The sequence below is a fragment of the Roseixanthobacter liquoris genome, assembly GCF_043195135.2.
In the GTDB taxonomy this organism is placed as follows: Bacteria; Pseudomonadota; Alphaproteobacteria; order Rhizobiales; family Xanthobacteraceae; genus NCEH01.
This window is the reverse complement of sequence record NZ_CM195537.1, coordinates 2,576,769-2,591,071: the sequence shown is the minus strand read 5'-3', so window position 1 is coordinate 2,591,071 and position 14,303 is coordinate 2,576,769. Positions and strand designations below refer to the sequence as shown.

Genomic DNA, 14,303 nt, shown 5'->3' with positions numbered 1-14,303 from the left:
GATCATGAGCGATCCCGCCAGCGCCCTGCGCGAGGCCCTGCGCGCGCTTCCCTCGGTGGACCAGGTGCTGAAGCTGGAGACGACCCGCGCCGCGCTGGACCGTCACGGCCGCGCCGCGGCAACCGAGGCGGTGCGCGCCGCGCTCGAAGCCGCGCGCGCGGCGACCCGGTCCGGCACCCCGCCCGCCGGGGTGGAGGAGATCGCCGGGGCGGCCCTGCGGGCGCTGGAGGCACGGGCGCAGCCGAGCCTGCGCCCGGTGTTCAACCTCACCGGAACGGTGCTTCATACCAATCTCGGCCGCGCCATTCTCGCCGAAGAGGCGATCGCGGCGGCGACCGCCGCCATGCGCAGCGCAGTGGCGCTGGAATTCGACGTGGAGAGCGGCAAGCGCGGCGAGCGCGACGATCATGTGCGCGCCCTGCTGTGCGAACTGACCGGCGCGGAGGACGCGACGGTGGTGAACAACAATGCCGCCGCCGTGCTGCTGGTGCTCAACACGCTCGCGCTCGGCAAGGAGTCCATCGTCTCGCGCGGCGAGCTGATCGAGATCGGCGGCGCCTTCCGCATGCCGGATATCATGGCCCGCGCCGGCACCACGCTGGTGGAGGTCGGCACCACCAATCGCACGCACCCCAAGGATTATGTCGGCGCTATTGGCCCGGACACCGGCCTGGTGGTGAAGGTGCACACCTCCAACTACCGCATCGAGGGGTTCACGGCCGAGGTGGCCCCCCGCGCGCTCGCCGACATCGCCCATGAACGCGAGGTGCCGCTGTTTCACGATCTCGGCTCCGGGACGCTGGCGGACCTCGCGCGCCATGGCCTGGTGCACGAGCCGACGGTGCGGGAAAGCATCGAGGACGGCGCGGATATCGTCACCTTCTCCGGCGACAAGCTGCTGGGCGGCCCGCAGACCGGCTTCATCGTCGGCCGGCGCGACCTGATCGCCGCCGTCAACAAGAACCCAATGAAGCGGGCCCTGCGGGTCGACAAGATCCGCCTCGCGGCCCTGGAAGCCACCTTGCGGCTCTATCGCGATCCGGACCGGCTCGCCTCCCGCCTGCCGACGCTGCGCCTGCTCGCACGGCCGCTCGCGGAGATGCAGGCGCTGGCTGAGGCTCTGCTGCCGATGGTCGCCGAGCGGCTGGGCGATGCGTTTTCGGCCTCCATTGTCCCCTGCAAGAGCCAGATCGGGTCCGGCGCGCTGCCGCTCGAAACCTTGCCGAGCGTCGCCCTCGCGATCACGCCCGCCGACGGCAGCGGCCGGGCGCTGGATGCGCTGGCCCGCGCGCTGCGCGCCTTGCCGGTCCCGGTCATCGGCCGCATCGCGGATGGCGCGCTGGTGCTGGATCTGCGCTGCCTGCTGGACGAAGCGGGCTTCCGCGCCGCGATCGCCCACCTTTGCGTGCCAAAAGACGAGCCGGCCCATGGGATGGCTTGACCTGCTGCGCGGGCGCAAGTCCGCACCGGCCGCATCCCCTCAGAACCCGCAGGCCGCGCCCGCCGATCCCGATGCGCGCATGGCCGAGGCGCTCGCGGCGGCGCAGGCGGGCGATTACGAGACCGCGCTCTTTCTGTGGGAAGGGCTGGCCCGCGCCGGCGTTGCGCGGGCGCAGAACAATATCGGCGCCTGCTTCGCCGAGGGCCTCGGCGTGGAGCGCAATCCCGACCTCGCCTTCCGCTGGCTGCATCTGGCGGCGGAAAACGGTGATCCCGTGGGCCAGCGCAATCTGGCGGCGCTCTATTTCAAGGGCGAAGGCGCGCCGCAGGACTATGCGCGCGCCGCCGAACTCTATCGCCTCGCGGCCGACCAGGGCGATGCGCCGGCGCAGGACATGCTGAGCTGGATGCTGCTGGAAGGCGAGGTCGTGCCCTTCGACGCCGTCGCGGCCCGCCGCTTCGCCGAGCTGGCGGCGGACCAGGGCATCGCGTCCGCCATGACGCGCCTCGGCATGCTCTATCACAATGCCCTCGGCGTCGAGCGCGACCCGGCCGAGGCGGTGCGCTGGTGGCGGCGCGGCGCCGAGCGCGGCGATGCGGACGGCCAGGCCATGCTCGGCGCTGCGCATCATATCGGCTCGGGTGCGCCGCGCGATCCCCTTGCCGCCTACGAATGGCTCCTGCGCGGCTATCAGGGCGGCAGCAGCCTTGCCGCGCCGTTCCTGGATGCGGTGCGCGCGACCCTCTCCCCGGAACAGGAGGCGGAAGCCGAACGGCGCGCCACCTTGCCCCTTGCCCCGCCCCTGCCCGCCGCGGAGCCCTTGCCATGATCATCGGCACCGCCGGGCATATCGATCATGGCAAGACCTCCCTGGTGCGCGCGCTGACGGGGGTCGATACCGACCGCCTGAAGGAGGAGAAGGCGCGCGGCATCACCATCGATCTGGGCTTCGCCTATCTGCCGCTGGAGAACGGCGAGACCCTGGGCTTCATCGACGTTCCCGGCCATGAGCGCTTCGTCCACACCATGCTGGCGGGGGCGAGCGGCATCGATTTCGTGCTCCTGGTGGTGGCCGCCGACGACGGGGTGATGCCGCAGACGCGCGAGCATCTCGCCATCGTCGATCTGCTCGGCGTCTCCCATGGGCTGGTCGCCCTCACCAAGGCCGACCTCGTGGACGATGCGCTCCGCGCGGAAGTGACGGCGCAGATCGCGGCCACGCTCGCGGGAACGGCGCTCGCAGGCGCGGACATCCTGCCCGTCTCCACGCTCACCGGCGAGGGCGTGGCGCAGGTGCGCCAGCGCTTGGTGGACGCCTCCGCGCATCTGGCGCAGCGCGCCGCCTCCGGCCGGTTCCGTCTCGCGGTGGATCGCTCCTTCACCCTCTCGGGCGCGGGAACGGTGGTGACGGGAACCGTGCTCTCCGGCGTGGTCCGCGTGGGCGACCGGGTGATCGTCAGCCCCTCCGGCCTTGCCGCGCGCGTGCGCTCCATCCGCGCCCAGGACAAGCCGGCCGAGGAAGGCCGGGCCGGCGACCGCTGCGGCCTCAATCTCGTCGGCGACGGCATCACGAAGGACGCCATCGCGCGCGGCGACGTGGTGCTCGACCCGAGCCTGCATGCGCCCTGCGACCATATCGACGCCACCTTGAGCGTGCTCGCGAGCGAGGCCAAGGGGGTGGGCCAGTGGTTTCCCGTGCGCCTGCACACCGCGTCGCGGGAGGTGGGCGCCCGCGTCGTCCTGCTCGGCGACAGCCTCGCACCGGGGGAGAGCGGCCTGGTGCAATTGGTGCTGGAGCATCCCATCGCCGCGGCGGCGGGTGATCGCTATGTGGTGCGCGACACCTCGGCCCAGCGCACCATCGGCGGCGGGCTGTTTCTCGATCTGCGCGCGCCGAGCCGCAAGCGCCGCAGCCCCGAGCGCATCGCCCAGCTCGCCGCCCACGCCCTGCGCGACCCGCGCGATGCGGTGCTTGCCTTGTGCGAGACCGCACCCTTCTATCTGGATCTGCCCGCCTTCGTGCGCGATCGCGCCCTGGCTGCCTCGCAAGCCGATGCCATCGCCGAGGCCCTGAATCTCGTGCGCTTGCCCCTGGGCGAGACGTCGCTCGCGCTTTCCGCCGGGCGTTGGCAGGCCCTGCACGACGCCTTGCTCGAGCGGCTCGACGCCTATCACGCGGAAAATCCCGATCTGGCGGGCATGGGGCGCGAGCGCCTGCGCCTGCAATTGTCCCCTCGCCTTCCCGCCCCCGCCTTCCTCGCCGCCTTGCAGACGATGGCACGCGCCGGCGAAATCGCGCTCGACGGTGCCTGGGTGCGGCGGGCGCAGTTCGAGGTGCGGCTGACGGCGCGCGACGAAGCCTTGTGGGCGCAGGCGCTGCCCCTGCTCCAGGGCGCGGAGCGCTTCCGCCCGCCGCGCGTGCGCGACATCGCCAATCTGCGCGCCCAGCCCGAAGCAGACGTGCGGCGCATGTTCAAGCTGCTCGGGCGGATGGGCCGGGTGGACGAGATCGCGCACGATCATTTCTTCCTGCGCGCCACGGTCGCCGAAATGGTGGAGATCCTCGCCCGCCTCGGCGCCGCGCATGGCAGCTTCACCGCCGCGCAGTTCCGCGACGAGGTGGATAACGGGCGCAAGGTGGCGATCCAGATCCTTGAATTCTTCGACCGTCACGGCGTGACCTTGCGCCGGGGCGATCTGCGGCGCATCAATCCCCATCGGCTGGACCTGTTCCGCCCCATGGGCGATGATGCGCCGGCGCAGCAACCGGCGGGAACGCCGCAAACCCTTGGAAGAGAAGCGTCCCTGGTGGGGCGTCCGGACTTCAAATCCGGGAGGGGCCGCGAGCCGGTCCTTGGTGGGTTCGACTCCCACTCTCTTCCGCCAAACCCGCTTCCGCAGAGCGCGCCGGGCGGCGCATCCCCAAGGCGCCCCGGCGCGGACGCCCTTGAGGGGGAAGCGCAGGGGCTGAAAACGCCCGGCCCGACACCCGCGAGCCCGAAACCCGCAAGCCCGAAGGCCGCCCCGAAAGCCCAGGGATCAGAAGCCGCCAAGACCGCGCGAGGACGGCGATGACCACGCTTTCAGCCTACCTGGCGAGCCTGGAGAGGTCCGCGGCCGCGGCGGAGCAGGCCGAGGCCGATTTTCGGCGCGAAACCGAGGCGCGCGCGGTCGCGCTCGCCAATGCCCGCGCCCACGCCTATCGCCGCAGCAATCTGATGGCGACCCTCGCCACCCTCGCCGAAGGGGCCGAAACGCCGGAACTGGCGGTCGCGGCGGTGCAGGCGCACCTGCGCGCCCGTCTCGGCTGGGACGATCCAAGCGATGCCCGCGACGCGGTGCTCACGCGCTTCGCGCCGGTCGCCCTCGCCCTGTTCGCCGCCGCGCATCCCGCCGAAGCGGGGCACGCCCCGGACGCGGGCACGCCGGACGATCCGGCAAGCGACCCCGCCAGCGCCGACCCCGCCGGTGCCGATCCTGCCGGCGTCGATCCCGCCGGTGCCCTGGCGGCGTTCGAGAACTGGTACGCCGAGACCCGCGAAAGCCCGTTCTGGTATCTCTTCGAGCACTACATACCGGAGACGCCGCGCGTGGACTACTAGGGGCTTGGCCTAGCTAGGGAATTCGCCCTAGCGCTCTAGGCAAGCGCACCATGTCCCTCTCGGGTCTGATACCATCAGTGGCAGGATACGCGGTCACTTCGCGCCCTGGTTCCCTGCCCTCCCTCCCTGCCCGTGTGGTCTCCTCCTCCCGCCCCTCCAGGGGCGTGAGCACCTCGCCATGCCTGCCGCAAAGCCGCATGGATGCTCATTTCTCAAAAAAAATTGCGCCAAGACGAAAAAGGCTCTTGACGCGGCGACTCGCCATCGAGTCTGGTGAGGATACGAAATGTGGATACGCCAGATGGATACGAAAGACGGATACACAATGAGCACTCAGGCCACGACCACGAAGCACCCCAAGCGCAACCGTAGCGGCCTCAATAGCAAGGCGATGGCGGCGGTTGAACCGCAACCCGTCCTCACTGAGGAGGAGCGGCAGGCACTCGCGGACATGGGCAGGCACGGGCACAGCCCCGAAATGTATGACGGAGCGAGCAAGCTCCACGCACGCCACTGCGGGGGGGGGGGGGACGGCTATTACGACCGTGGAGGCGCCTATTGGGGACACTCCAGGGTCTATGCCGTGTGGACACGGGGCGGGGGCTTCTGTGCCTACGTGGAGGCAACCAGCCTGTGCGGAGCGGTTGCCCAGGTGAGGGAGGCCGCAGCGGCGTGACGCATCCCCTTGGGCATCCTCAGCCCCCTCATACCCAATGGCAGTCTCCGCCTAGTGCAGGGACAAGCTGGAACCGTGGAGGCGAGCTGGGTGTGGGACATCTGGCCCACCCCAAAAACGGACAGGGTGGTCATATACACGGAGCACTTCCTGGGGAGAGGAGGACTCCGTGCCTGGAAGAAGAGCGCGGAGAGGATGTTGGCCTTTCACAGGGACAGCATGCTCCGCGAGGTTGAAACAGAGGGAGAGGCTTGATGAAAACCCAGAGAGCCAACACCATGGCGGATACGCCTCTCAACACCGTCCAGGGCTTCCTTGGACACCCCCTCCTCAAGTCCTACCTGGAGGAGGACCCCAAGGGGAACCTCTACCGGGTGGAAGTCCGCAGGTGCGAAACCACGGGGGTGGTCCTTAAGGGCCGCTTCCCGGTCCCCGCAAAGAAGCAAACCCACCAGTAACCCGCACGTTCACCAACTTTTTGGGAGAGAAGTCATGGCGTACAAGTTCGAGATTAAGCGCGGCGTAGCCATCCCCGCCACCGCACGCTTCGGCACCACCGCTCTGCCGTTCCCGTGGGACGACATGAAGGAGGTGGCCGGAGACGGGATGATCGAAGTCACGAAGGACTTCTGGGTCAACGAGCGTGGCTACGACCCCGAGACCTACACTGTCGTCAAAGCCCGAGAGCGCATCCGGGGCCACTTCCGCAACTGGCAGGAGAAGGACGAGAGCCGCAAGGACCTCATGCTGGTCATGCGTACGGTGGGCGACGACGTACACGTCTGGGTCGATAAGCCGGAAACCGAGGCCGTGGAGCCTGAAGGGCCCGCAGCGCCGGAAGAGAAAGCCCCCGAGCCCGCGCCGGCCGCCCCCAAGGGACGCGCCAAGAAGACCACCGCGAAGTAGCGAACCCCTCACCACCGTGTCGAAGCTGGGAGGGACGGGACACACCGCCCCGCCCCACCATTAGACCCATGAGAGGACCATCATGTGGACATTGGGGGATGATCCTACAGAACACCCGCTGTGGGAGGAGCAAGTCGCGCTGGAACTTGAGATGCGGGACGGAGGGGCCGAGCGGTTTCGTGAGGCCGCCGCCAAGGCTCGCGGAGGGACGCAGGCTGACGGGACGGTTCGCCAGCCACGAATGACAGGGCTGAAGCCCTACAGGGACCTCATTGAGAAGTGGCTCCCTGACATGGCCGATGGCATCCGCGCATGGATGCGGGATGTGGGGCACCACCAGCGACGCATTGGTGCTGGGCTCCAGGTTGTCTCTTACCCGTACATCCGCGCCGCCGACCCCTATCTCTGCGGATACCTCACCCTTCGCCACGTTCTGGACGCCATGACCATCGGACAGGTTGGCCTCATGACAGCCGCGAAGCAGATTGGCTTGGCGCTGGAGCACGAGGCCCGGATGAAGGCGTGGGAGGCGCGGGATAAGCAGCTCTACGCCGAGAATAAGGACGCCTTCGCAAAGGACAAGATGGTCTTCCAGAAGACCCAACGGAACCTCCGCAAGGACAAGGCGACGGCCATCCACATCAAGCGGGTGAACATCCACCGCTTCAACAAGCTCCTGCGCGAGCCGCTTGAATGGCAAGACTGGAGCGAGTACGTCCGAACCCGCATCGGCCTGGACCTCATCAATATCCTCATCCGTCACACGGGGCAGTTCACCGTGGGGTCGGACGCCGAGCATGTCTTCAAACCCGGAAAGGTGAAGAGCCCGAAGTTGGTCCTTGAGGCAAAGCCCGAACTCCTCAAGTGGTTGGCCGGGGCGATGGATCGGGCGGAGGTGATGAGCCCCGTCTATCTGCCCACCGTCATCCCGCCCAAGCGCTGGGAAGGGACCCGCTCCGGGGGCTACCACACGCCCAACGCACGGACCCCCACCCTGATCCGCTTCAAGGCGCACCAGGAGCACCAGCGGCACCGAGCGGCGGATGAGTATGACGCTATCGACATGCCGAAGGTCTACGAGGCCCTCCACGCCCTCCAGGAGACCCGCTGGAAGATCAACACGGCGGTCCTGGATGTGGCAATCCACGTCTGGGACAAAGACCTCGCCATCGCTGGGCTCCCCAGCAAGGAGGAGGCACCCCTCCCCCACCAGACCGAGGATGTCCTCAAGGACATTGAGGTCCGGGCGGCGTGGAAGAAGACCCGAAAGAAGGACGAGGAACCACCGGAAGCCGAAGCCCTGCGGCGGTGGAAGCGGGATGCCTCGCTGGTGCACCGAAAGAACGCGCGGCGGATATCTCACGTCCTCTCCACGGACAGGACTCTGAAGATTGCCCAGAGGCTCCGGGACGAGCCGGCCATTTACTTCCCCCACATGCTGGACTTCCGGGGCCGCATGTACCCCATACCGCAGGACCTCCAGCCCCAGGGTCGCGACCTTGCACGGGGCCTCCTCACCTTCGCTGACGACGCCGCGAAGCCCGTTGAGGGTGAGGCGGTTGGGTGGCTGGCCATCCACGTTGCCAACGTCTGGGGCAACGACAAGGTGTCCTTTGACGACCGCATCAAGTGGGTCTTCGGTAAGGAACGGACATGGAGGTCAATCGCCAAGAACCCCATCAAAAACCGGCAATGGGCTGAAGCAGGCGACCCCTGGCAGGCCCTCGCCGCAACCCTGGAGTGGGTCCGGCTTCTGGATGAGGGCGAGGGGATGCTCTCCTCCCTCCCCATCCGCGTGGACGGGACCTGCAATGGCCTCCAGCACCTCTCCGCAATGGTCCGCGACGAGGTGGGCGGGGCCGCCGTGAACCTCGTACCGGGGCCGACCCCTCGGGACATATACAAGGAGGTTGCACGGGGCCACTCACCGGACCTCGAAGACTCCAATGAAATGGACAAGATTGCGGAGGAGGTCTCTGGCGGCCTGCAACGCAAGCTCGAAGTCGTCGCTGCGGCGGGAGGGGAGGAAGGCGCCAAGGCGACTTGGTGGCTGGACCTCCTAGACCACGACATACCCCGGTCATTCACCAAGCGGCAAGTGATGATCATGCCGTACGGTGGGACCCGAGACTCCTACTTCGATTATCTTCGCGAATGGCTTGACGAGTACAAGCCCACCGAGTGGGAAGCGGAGCAGAAGCGGGACCGTGCGTGGGCTGGGAAGCTCCTGGGATTTGCCGTCACGCACCTCTGGGCGGCAGTCACCGAGAAGGTGGCCGGCGCCGTCCTCACCATGGAATGGCTCCAGAAGTGCGCCAAGGCTGCGGCCCAGGGTAACCAGCCCATCTATTGGGTCACGCCCTCGGGGTTCGTCGTTCGGCATTTCTATGGGAAGAGCCGGAGCGGGACATCGAAGACATGAGCGTTGAGGAGCTTGAAGCCCTCCGCGATGACAAGCCCTAGGAGATCATCATGTGTGTCGGAGGAGGTGGCTCCTACAGCCAGCCCACCGCCCCGGTGAACCCGGCCGCGTACCCTCTGGAAGAGGACTACAAGTCGGTCAAGGTTTCCAGCCGCAAGGCCGAGCCCGAGGTGGCCCCCAAGGACCCCTTTGAGGCCAGCCCCACTCCCACCAATCCCACTGCCCCGTCTGTTACTGGCGGGAGCGGCGTCCAGTTTCGGATGTGAGCATGTGCACGGCACGAGCCCCCAAAATTCAACAGACCGTAGCGGCAACCCCCGCCCCGGCCCCCGCAGCACCCGAGCCCCTGCCGGAGGAGACCGTAGTGGGCTCCCGCCGCAAGCGGGAAGAGGAAGGCACCTTCGGACTCGGAGGCCCCTCCTTCCGGGTTGACCGCACGCTTGCGACCTCCGGTTCAACAGCGGGCGGCACCGGCCTGCGGATGTAGGCCAAGGAGACCCTTTTGGACGCAGTGTATTCCCTGGGCGGGGAGAAGGCGGAGGACGTTTACTCCCGCCTCTCCAGCACCAGGACCGCCCCCCTCGCCACGGCGCGGGACATGGCCACCCTGACTATCCCCTCCGTGTTCCCGCCGGAGGGCCACAAGACCGGCGAGAAGCTGGAGGATAACAACCAGAGCATTGGAGCGTGGTGCGTTAACACCCTCGCCTCCGTGCTGATGTTCAGAGCCACCGGCTCGTCATCAACTCGGAAGTCATTGAGGCGGACTACAGGTCCGTCCTGGCGATGGACGCCGAGGAGACGCGGCACCGCTACTCGCTCTTCTACCAGTACAGCCACCTAACGCGGGAGCGCGATGCGCTCACGCATGAGGACCGGCTGGAGGCCCTGGCGATGCTCGCCGCGTACTTCGCGCCTGATCTTGGGGTTGACCCCGAAGGGATGGCCGCGAAGCGGGAGGAGGAGCGGCTTGAGGAGCTGGTGAAGGAGATGTTCGAGGAGGCCGACGAAATCGGCGGTTGGCCGAGCGTTGGCCGTGGTGGGGACAGGGTGGCGGCGGCGAGGCCCCATATCTGGCCGTGGTGATCGACCTGTTCTCCCGCCGTGTCATTGGTTGGTCACTGCAGAGCCGGCAGGTCACCGACGTCGTGCTGCAGGCGTTGCTCATGGCGGTATGGCGACGGAAGCCGAAGACCACGGTCCTGGTTCACTCGGATCAGGGCTCCCAGTTCACCAGCATGGATTGGGCTGCCTTCCTGAAGCACCACAATCTTGAGCACTCGATGAGCCGGCGCGGGAACTGCCACGACAACGCGGTGGCAGAGAGCTTCTTCAATCTGCTCAAGCGGGAGCGAATCCGCCGCAAGACCTACCGAACGCGCGAAGAGGCAAGGCAGGACGTGTTCGACTACATCGAGATGTTCTACAACCCCAAGCGCAAGCACGTCAGGAACGGGATGCTGTCACCCGTGGAGTTCGAACGGCAGCAAAATACGTAGCCCGACGGCGTCTACGAAACTCGGGGCTATTCACTACATCGCTCCCGGCAAGCCCATGCAGAACGGCTTCGTCGAGAGCTTCAACGGTCGGTTCCGGGACGAATGCCTGAACGAGACCCTGTTCTCGAACCTGGCGCAGGCGCGCGCCACCATCAGATCATGGAAGGAGGACGACAATCTGAACCGACCCCATTCGGCGCTCGGCCACCGATCCCCCACTGAGTTCGCCGCAACAATCGCACTGGAAACCGTGGCCGCCTGAGGCCACAAATCAACCCTCGGACTCTCGCCTAAACCGGAGGAGAAATGGGGCTCAGGTCAGACACCATCACTGGATCGACAACCATTCTTAGCGGCAACGGGAGCCCTGAAGGGAAGGTTACTGCTACCCAAAGGTTCGATGTACCTTAGAGCTGGCGGCGCATCAGGTACAAAATTTTATGCTAAGAAAGTGGATCGGGCCAAACGAGGTGGGCTTCGAAATAAATTCACTTTGGCATAAAGGTAACCAGCGCGGCGAAAAACGCTTAAAATGCCATGACTGGCCCCAACACATAGCCGACGAGAAGCCGATTTACTCGTCGAATTCGTGTTGATATAAACCATGCTAATAGTATCCAGCCCCACCAGGTTGAATATCAACACAACGTTCATCGCGTGCGTTTCACCGAGACTAATAAGATAGAGGGGCATTACGAATCCAATACGCTTGTCAAATCGTCACCGCGGATGAAGCAATGTAGGAGTGGTGTCAGCTGCCCCGTATCGCGTAGATGCAATGTTGTTGCGTGCGACGAGTTGACGGGGTAAACGTGCGTGAGGGGGAATGTAAGAATCTCTGCAGCTGCTGCCATATCGACCGCCTCTTGGCGTCCGGCAACCACATTGATTGACGTTGTTGTGTTCGCCGCAAGCAAATCTCTGATATCTCCCCGTTTTACGTCTCCGTCCTTGAGATAGTGATGACTGTACGATCCGGGTTTTCGGAGCACTATTTCGGGGCCGAAGGCAAGTACGCGAGCGGCCTTGATTGATAACCCAAATGAGATGGCCGCGTAGGCACCCATCGAGTGCCCCACGCAGACGATTTCTTTATAAGTTGATGCAGCGGTCGAGATTGCGGTTACGGTTGCGTCGAAAGAATCTGAGAACGTAGGAATTCCGTTCTGGTACCAGTCATTTCGTCCAGGGTTTAGATAGAGGCGCGAACAATCAGACCCGGCGAGAAAATTGTGGTGGGCAGGAATTCCGACAGGCAAGTCAATGTAAGCGAAGACGATTGCTAATCGATCTGGCGAGTGTCTTTCCCAAATCACGTGTCCGCTTTCCATGTCCATTCCAGCCTCCGTCATCGGAGCCACGATTATACCTTGAGGCGGCCTGCAAATTCAACCCTCTACCTTGTTGTGGTCATTCCAAATACCCACCCCAGCCGACCCACTCTTGGGGTCTGACCCTCGCGTCGCGGGCATATGGTCTTTGGGCCGGTGCGCGTGAGCTCAGTATCGGTGCTGGTGCCACGCCCGGTACTCTTGGAACTGCTCATCCGTGCAGTCGGGCAGGTAAGACGCCCAAGCCTTTAGCCATGCCTCGCGCGCGTCGTCGAACGTCATGGCGTCGCCGCTTAGGTTGTCTCGCGGGTGCCGGCCGGGGTGAAAGCCGCACGACCAGCGCCACTGCGTTTCGGCATGCGGAGATCCTTGCTTGCGCATGATCCGACCGACGCCGATATCCCCGTAGAAGATCGACCAGTCCCGGGTGGCATGCTTATCGCCTGGGTAGGTCATGCGGCGTGTAAGTTCCGGCATCCTGCCATTCTAGGTGTTCAGTCCCACAGTGTGATGGCGTATCGTTATCTCCGTTGGAGAGGGACACGCTATGGGCCAGGTTCTTCACGGGAGCGCCAAGACCACGCACGCCGTTCGAGCGGAGCTACAGCGATCGCAAGCTTCATCCGCGGAACTCGCGCGACGCTTCGGGATCAACGAGAAGACGGTGAGGAAGTGGCGATCCCGCCGGACAGTGGCAGACGAGCCGATGGGCCCGAAGGAGCGGCACAGTTCGACCCTCTCAGCCATTGAGGAGGCGGCGATCGTCGCTCTGCGCGTGCAGGCTCGCCTGCCGCTCGACGATGTCTTCGTCGCCTTGAAGGACGTCATCCCGCGCCTGACGCGCTCATCGCTGCACCGCTGCCTTCAACGGCACGGCATCTCTCGCCTGCCTAAGGCCGATCGCGAAAAACCCAAGCGGTTCAAAGCCTACGAGATCGGCTACTTCCACCTCGACATCGCCGAACTGCGCTACGAGGGCGGCAAGGCCTATCTGTTCGTGGCCGTCGACCGCACATCCAAGCTGGTCTTCGCCAGGATCTACCGGAAGGCGACGAAGCTGGTCGCGGCGGGCTTCCTCAAGGCTCTTCTCATGGCGGTCCCCTACAAGATCCACACGGTGCTGACCGACAACGGCGTTCAGTTCGTCCAGCACGACAAGAGGGCCAAGGGCGGCTCCGTCGCCCACGTCTTCGGAAGCGTCTGTGCCGAACACGATATAGAGCACAGGCTCACCAAGCCGTATCACCCTTGGACCAACGGGCAGGCCGAACGGATGGTTCGCACCATCAAGGACGCGACCGTCCGCGCCTTCCACTACGCCTCGATCAACGATCTGAGGCGCCACGTTCGGGACTGGCTGTTGGCCTACAACTACGCCAAGCAGCTCAAGGCCCTCCGCTTCAAGACCCCGCTTGAGGCCATCAAACAAATCAGCTCCGAAAAGCCGGAACTGTTCGTCCGTCAACCAAGCCATGACATGCTGGGACTCAACACCGCCGGGTGATCAACGGCATCCTCTGGCGCTTCCGCACCGGAGCGCCGTGGCGGGATGTGCCGGAACGCTATGGTCCGCGCACAACCCTCTACAACCGCTTCGTGCGCTGGCGGGCCGCCGGGGTCTGGGACCGGCTGTTGGAAGCGGTCTCGAAAGCCTATGACGGCGACATCGTGATGATCGACATCGAACACTCCTCTGAAGCTCGCAAAAGCTAACATGGGTGTCCACCAAATCGGGGGAGGATCAGTCCTGAGTTGCGCGATGAAAGAGTGCGCGATGGCCACCTTGCCGTCGCCCAACCATTCGGCGTGCCATTCGACCAGCGTGCGGCCGGTGATGGAGGCGAGTGGCACGCGACCATGCTTGGCGCGGATTCGGCGCAGCAGGTTGCGATGGTTCTTCCGGACGTGGAAGCGCTGCTTGTGGAACGACGACAATTCGTCGATCTGATAGGCGTCGATGACGTCGGCTAGGCGTGGTCCGCTGAAGCGCGGACCCGGCTCGATGATCTGGATCTCCGGCTCCGGCGCCCGTTCGGGCGTCCAGAGCGAGACGGCGTTGAGTTTGGCGGTTGCGCTGCTCATGGCGGTCACCGGCGCTGCTGGCCACGGACGCGCTTGTGCGTCGGCAGATAACGGCCTGCGTTGCGACGTGCTTGACCGATCTCTACGATCGTTAGGCGCAATCCTTGCCGTAACCGGGCACGGTGGGCCTCGTCGGCTGGCGACTGAAGGTGTTCGTACTGGCTGACGCCGTCGCTGGCTCGGTGAAAGAGGGCCGAATTGCGGGCGTTCTCGCTGCGGAAGTTGATCCCGGCCGCGCGGGCGCGATTGAAGCTCATCTTGTGGTTTCGCTTTCTTAAGTGAAACCCCTCTGATCGTCCCAGATCGTTGGTCGCCAAAATCCGCCGCGATCCCCCGATCGCGGC

10 protein-coding genes, 1 tRNA gene and 4 pseudogenes are annotated in these 14,303 nt (G+C 65.4%); 12 read left to right on the top strand and 3 right to left on the bottom strand.

All coding sequences use genetic code 11. From position 1 onward, the window contains the following. Positions 1–4 precede the first annotated feature (4 nt). The 10 genes and pseudogenes from selA to V5F84_RS11515 form a co-directional block, all read left to right on the top strand. Entirely contained in the window at positions 5–1,441 is a 1,437-nt protein-coding gene (selA, locus tag V5F84_RS11560; RefSeq protein WP_394045633.1) for an L-seryl-tRNA(Sec) selenium transferase, read from the top strand. Next, positions 1,428–2,270 carry a tetratricopeptide repeat protein gene (locus V5F84_RS11555; protein ID WP_394045635.1) on the top strand — a complete coding sequence of 281 codons (843 nt, stop codon included), beginning with the start codon at positions 1,428–1,430 and terminating at the stop codon, positions 2,268–2,270. The genes selA and V5F84_RS11555 overlap by 14 nt, the downstream gene beginning before the upstream one ends. After that, positions 2,267–4,087: pseudogene (gene selB, locus V5F84_RS11550) on the top strand (selenocysteine-specific translation elongation factor); the annotation flags it as partial. The gene V5F84_RS11555 and the pseudogene selB, both read left to right, overlap by 4 nt. A gap of 144 nt (positions 4,088–4,231) precedes the next feature. Further along, positions 4,232–4,327 (top strand) — tRNA-Sec (locus V5F84_RS11545). A 185-nt stretch (positions 4,328–4,512) separates the two neighbouring features. Next, positions 4,513–5,043, top strand: a complete 531-nt coding sequence (locus tag V5F84_RS11540; RefSeq protein WP_394045637.1) for a hypothetical protein — start codon at positions 4,513–4,515, stop codon at positions 5,041–5,043. Positions 5,044–6,211: 1,168 nt separating this feature from the next. Then, positions 6,212–6,625, top strand: coding sequence for a hypothetical protein (locus V5F84_RS11535; protein WP_394045639.1), 414 nt, complete (start codon positions 6,212–6,214; stop codon positions 6,623–6,625). Between the two features lie 82 nt (positions 6,626–6,707). Continuing rightward, positions 6,708–9,047 (top strand): DNA-directed RNA polymerase, encoded by a 2,340-nt coding sequence (locus V5F84_RS11530; RefSeq protein ID WP_394045641.1) that lies wholly within the window; start codon positions 6,708–6,710, stop codon positions 9,045–9,047. A 786-nt stretch (positions 9,048–9,833) separates the two neighbouring features. Beyond that, positions 9,834–10,133 carry a hypothetical protein gene (locus tag V5F84_RS11525; RefSeq protein ID WP_394045643.1) on the top strand — a complete coding sequence of 100 codons (300 nt, stop codon included), beginning with the start codon at positions 9,834–9,836 and terminating at the stop codon, positions 10,131–10,133. Then, positions 10,118–10,546: pseudogene (locus V5F84_RS11520) on the top strand (IS3 family transposase); the annotation flags it as partial. The gene V5F84_RS11525 and the pseudogene V5F84_RS11520, both read left to right, overlap by 16 nt. A 31-nt stretch (positions 10,547–10,577) precedes the next feature. Next, positions 10,578–10,808 (top strand): annotated as a pseudogene (locus V5F84_RS11515) (integrase core domain-containing protein); the annotation flags it as partial. 430 nt (positions 10,809–11,238) lie between these two features. Here the strand turns inward: V5F84_RS11515 and V5F84_RS11510 are convergent. Both V5F84_RS11510 and V5F84_RS11505 read right to left on the bottom strand, forming a co-directional pair. Further along, the gene (locus V5F84_RS11510) at positions 11,239–11,883 is read right to left on the bottom strand and encodes an alpha/beta fold hydrolase (RefSeq protein ID WP_394046896.1); all 645 of its coding nucleotides are present in this window, start codon (positions 11,881–11,883) and stop codon (positions 11,239–11,241) included. A gap of 162 nt (positions 11,884–12,045) precedes the next feature. Next, positions 12,046–12,333, bottom strand: a complete 288-nt coding sequence (locus V5F84_RS11505) for a hypothetical protein (protein WP_509277077.1) — start codon at positions 12,331–12,333, stop codon at positions 12,046–12,048. Positions 12,334–12,424: 91 nt separating this feature from the next. On the opposite strand from V5F84_RS11505, the gene V5F84_RS11500 reads away from it, so the two are divergent. Further along, entirely contained in the window at positions 12,425–13,381 is a 957-nt protein-coding gene (locus V5F84_RS11500; RefSeq protein ID WP_509277075.1) for an IS481 family transposase, read from the top strand. After that, a pseudogene (locus V5F84_RS11495) lies at positions 13,372–13,557 on the top strand (transposase); the annotation flags it as partial. The gene V5F84_RS11500 and the pseudogene V5F84_RS11495, both read left to right, overlap by 10 nt. A 407-nt stretch (positions 13,558–13,964) precedes the next feature. Here the strand turns inward: V5F84_RS11495 and V5F84_RS11490 are convergent. After that, positions 13,965–14,216 (bottom strand): hypothetical protein, encoded by a 252-nt coding sequence (locus V5F84_RS11490; RefSeq protein WP_394042454.1) that lies wholly within the window; start codon positions 14,214–14,216, stop codon positions 13,965–13,967. Positions 14,217–14,303: the final 87 nt, after the last annotated feature.

Bases quoted from the DNA above. Each gene is read 5' to 3' on its own strand.
- V5F84_RS11530 (WP_394045641.1), top strand. From the start codon at position 6,708: ATGTGGACATTGGGGGATGATCCTACAGAACACCCGCTGTGGGAGGAG.
- V5F84_RS11555 (WP_394045635.1), top strand. From the start codon at position 1,428: ATGGGATGGCTTGACCTGCTGCGCGGGCGCAAGTCCGCACCGGCCGCA.
- V5F84_RS11505 (WP_509277077.1), bottom strand. From the start codon at position 12,333: ATGACCTACCCAGGCGATAAGCATGCCACCCGGGACTGGTCGATCTTC.
- V5F84_RS11535 (WP_394045639.1), top strand. From the start codon at position 6,212: ATGGCGTACAAGTTCGAGATTAAGCGCGGCGTAGCCATCCCCGCCACC.
- V5F84_RS11490 (WP_394042454.1), bottom strand. From the start codon at position 14,216: ATGAGCTTCAATCGCGCCCGCGCGGCCGGGATCAACTTCCGCAGCGAG.
- V5F84_RS11510 (WP_394046896.1), bottom strand. From the start codon at position 11,883: ATGGACATGGAAAGCGGACACGTGATTTGGGAAAGACACTCGCCAGAT.
- V5F84_RS11540 (WP_394045637.1), top strand. From the start codon at position 4,513: ATGACCACGCTTTCAGCCTACCTGGCGAGCCTGGAGAGGTCCGCGGCC.
- selA (WP_394045633.1), top strand. From the start codon at position 5: ATGAGCGATCCCGCCAGCGCCCTGCGCGAGGCCCTGCGCGCGCTTCCC.
- V5F84_RS11525 (WP_394045643.1), top strand. From the start codon at position 9,834: ATGGACGCCGAGGAGACGCGGCACCGCTACTCGCTCTTCTACCAGTAC.
- V5F84_RS11500 (WP_509277075.1), top strand. From the start codon at position 12,425: ATGGGCCAGGTTCTTCACGGGAGCGCCAAGACCACGCACGCCGTTCGA.